General features: G+C 67.2%; 5 protein-coding genes. 3 read left to right on the top strand and 2 right to left on the bottom strand.

Annotation, left to right across the window (positions count from 1 at the left end):
• Window positions 1-86: 86 nt before the first annotated feature.
• Both J1N50_RS14245 and mnmA read right to left on the bottom strand, forming a co-directional pair.
• Window positions 87-506, bottom strand: coding sequence for a hypothetical protein (locus tag J1N50_RS14245; protein ID WP_215354736.1), 420 nt, complete (start codon window positions 504-506; stop codon window positions 87-89).
• 54 nt (window positions 507-560) lie between these two features.
• Window positions 561-1,697, bottom strand: a complete 1,137-nt coding sequence (mnmA, locus tag J1N50_RS14240; protein WP_425516948.1) for a tRNA 2-thiouridine(34) synthase MnmA — start codon at window positions 1,695-1,697, stop codon at window positions 561-563.
• Between the two features lie 144 nt (window positions 1,698-1,841).
• Between mnmA and J1N50_RS14235 the strand changes: the two genes are divergently transcribed.
• The 3 genes from J1N50_RS14235 (at window position 1,842) to J1N50_RS14225 (ending at window position 2,969) form a co-directional block, all read left to right on the top strand.
• A complete protein-coding gene (locus J1N50_RS14235) occupies window positions 1,842-2,216 on the top strand; it encodes a hypothetical protein (RefSeq protein ID WP_215354730.1) in 375 nt (124 codons plus the stop codon).
• Window positions 2,217-2,226: 10 nt separating this feature from the next.
• Window positions 2,227-2,526: a CtrA inhibitor SciP gene (sciP, locus tag J1N50_RS14230; RefSeq protein ID WP_041383255.1), complete on the top strand. Its 300-nt coding sequence runs from the start codon at window positions 2,227-2,229 to the stop codon at window positions 2,524-2,526.
• A gap of 158 nt (window positions 2,527-2,684) precedes the next feature.
• Complete coding sequence (locus J1N50_RS14225; RefSeq protein WP_215354727.1) at window positions 2,685-2,969, top strand: hypothetical protein; 285 nt, start codon at window positions 2,685-2,687, stop codon at window positions 2,967-2,969.
• Window positions 2,970-3,243 lie beyond the last annotated feature (274 nt).

Raw genomic sequence — 3,243 nt, 5'->3', positions numbered from 1 at the left:
TGCGCGAATGGACCCCGGATCAAGTCCGGGGTGACGAGACAAGGAAGGACAACTTCCGGTCGAAACCCGGCATTCGCCCCTTGCGGTCAATGCACCGTATCGGGCGCCACCTCTGCCGCCGCCGCAGGCCGCGACAGCACCCACCAGCTTCCCGCCATCAGCGCGACCGACAGCGCCTCGATGATCATCGCCTGCACGATCGCCGCGCCGACCGCATCGCCCAACGCCGCCCCGATCAGCCGACCGGCCAGCGCGGTGCCATAGAGCGCCGCGGGCACCAGCAGCGCCCCGGTCCAGCCGCGCACCAGCGCACCGATGGCGGCGCTCCCCGCAGCGACAAGGAAGAAGGCCGACAGGTCGGCGCGCACGGTGTTCGCCGCAGCCCCGTCGACCGCGATACCGAAGGTTTCGGTATAGGTCGCGGGATCGAGCAGCCCCTGCGCGCCCAATATGGTGAAAAAGACCGCCCACAGCAGGACGGCGCCGCGCAAGACCCAGTTGACCATTTCTCTTCTCCCTGATTTTCCCGCAGGCTGCGGCATCGGGAGGAAAAGCGCAATCTATTCCGCGGCGAACGTCTCTTCGATCCAGCCGCCGCCGAGGACGCGGCTCTCGTCCGCCGCGTCGTACAGCACCGCCGCCTGCCCCGGCGCGACGCCATATTCGGCCGCCGCAAAGACCAGCCGGTCGCCCGTCACGAGCGCGGGCACCGGCTTCGCCATGCTGCGCACCTTCGCGAGCACCGCGCGTCCCTCGACATCGGCGAGCCAGTTGGTTTCGCCGAGCCGCGCGCCCGATACCGCGAGCGCCCGCCGCGGTCCGACGACGACTTCCTTCGTCTCCGCGTCGAGCCGGACGACATACAGGGGCTCGGCCTGCCCGCCGATCTCGATCCCGCGCCGCTGGCCGACCGTATAGTGGATCAGCCCCTTGTGGGCGCCGAGGACGGTGCCGTCGACATGGACGATCGCGCCCTGATCGTCGGCGTCGGGGCGCAGCTTGCGGACGAGGGTCGCATAGTCGCCGTCGGGCACGAAGCAGATGTCCTGGCTGTCGGGCTTGCCCGCGACGCCGAGGCCAAGCTCGCGGGCGATGTCGCGAACCACGCTCTTCTCCAGCCCGCCGAGCGGAAAGCGCAGGAAGTCGAGCTGCTCCTGCGTCGTCGCGAACAGGAAATAGCTCTGGTCGCGCGCCGGATCGACCGCGCGGTGCAGTTCGGCGCCCGCCGGGCCCATCACGCGGCGGACATAATGGCCGGTCGCAAGGCAGTCGGCGCCCAGGTCTTTCGCGAGCTCGAACAGGTCGGTGAACTTCACCCCCATGTTGCAGCGCACGCACGGGATCGGCGTCCGTCCGGCGAGATATTCGTCGGCGAACTGGTCGATCACCGTGTCGCGGAAGCGGCTTTCATGGTCATGGACGTGATGCGCGAAGCCCAGCCGGTCGGCGACCGCGCGCGCGTCGCGGATATCCTGCCCGGCGCAACACGCCCCGACGCGCTTGGCCTTGGCGCCGTGATCGTAGAGCTGGAGCGTCACGCCGATCACCTCGGCACCCGATCGCGCCGCGAGCGCGGCGACGACGCTCGAATCGACTCCGCCCGACATGGCGACGACGACTCGCCGGTCCTTCAGCGGTTCGGCAAGCTGGAAGTCGGCGCGGGCGAGCCCGGCGGGGGCGGAAATCGTCTCGATCATGGTCGGCGCCATCTAGGGATGCGAACCTCGAAATACCAGCATTTCCGCGCTGTGCGTCAAGATATTGACGCTGGTTAAGCTTCGCTAACAGGGGCTGAAACGGGCATTTACTGGACCTTAGCTCCTCTGATCTAGACAGGCTGCATGAACGCCAGCCCGTCAAATATCCCGCAGCTTTCCGCCGCGACGAGCCTGTCGAACCCCGGCTTCGACATCCTGCTCGCCGTGTCGGAGGCACGCCAGTCGGCGCTGCCGACCGTGCGCCTGCTGCGCGCGCAGGCGACTCGCGAACGTCACGCGGAAAAGATCGGCGCGCTGCGCGACATGCTGCTCGGCACGGCCACCGCCGCGACGCCGGAGAGCGTCCGGCCGGCGCGCTTCTTCGACTTGTCGGACCCTGCGAACGCCCTGTCCGAAACTGTGAATGACCTGTTTACCAGAGGGTTTCAGCCGATGTTGAGCCCCGCCGATCTACATCCCCTCTTGTCGGCTCGTCCGATCCCCCACGACGAAGATTAATGGAATGAATATGATCGAGAATCAGAAAATCCGGCCCGCACAGGTCATCGGTCCGCTCGGCGAGCCGTTGACGCTCGACTCGCTGCCGCCGCCGACGACCACCCGCTGGGTCGTTCGCCGCAAGGCAGAGGTCGTCGCCGCGGTCAACGGCGGTCTGCTGACCGTCGATGAAGCGTGCGAACGCTATGGCCTGACGCTCGAGGAATTTGCCGGCTGGCAGCGGTCGATCGACCGCAGCGGCATGCCGGGTCTCCGCGTCACGCGCATCCAGCACTACCGCGACCTCTATGAGCGCCAGCAGCGCTTTTGACGGGAGGACGCACCCTGAGGGGTCATGAAGAGGGCGCCTGCGGGCGCCCTCTCTTTTTTTGCCGAAAATCCAGCGATTCCCGCGGCTTCGAAAATTGGATGCAACCTTGCCATTCACCGGGCGTTAAGCCCCCGAGTCAATTTTGGAGAGAACTCGATATGCGCAAGATGATCATCGCCCTCACCGCCGCTTCGGCCCTCGCGCTCGGCGCCTGCCAGAGCAAGGAAGCCGACAAGGTCGAGGATCAGGCGGAAGCCCAGGCCGACGCGATCGACGCCCAGGCCGACGCGATGCCCGAAGGCCCGGCCAAGGAAGCCACCGAAGCCAAGGCCGACGCCGTCGAGGCGGCGGGCGAGGAAAAGGCGAACGCGATCGACGACAACGGCGAAATCGCCCCGTCGGAGGTCAAGGACGCCACGACGGCTCCCGCCGACAAGAAATAAGAGATCCGCGATTGGGTCGCGGGAGGGGCGCCCGGCGAAAGCCGCGGCGCCCTTTTCCTGTCCGCTGGCCGCCGAAATCATCGCCTGTGCGCCACGTCACCGCGACGTCATGCCGCCGCCGCTACAAGCGATTCGCGAGGGGGCGGTCTCCGCTCCGTCACGCACCCTCCCGCCGCGGTCTGCGACCCGCCGCGGCGGGAGGGACTAGAGGGTTTTCAAGTCAGGTGGAATCACCTGACGACCCGGAAAACACGGCAAAACAAGAATCTGGAGT

The organism is Sphingopyxis soli (genome assembly GCF_018682675.1).
Lineage (GTDB): Bacteria > Pseudomonadota > Alphaproteobacteria > Sphingomonadales > Sphingomonadaceae > Sphingopyxis > Sphingopyxis soli.
This window is presented reverse-complemented; position numbering and strand designations above follow the sequence as displayed.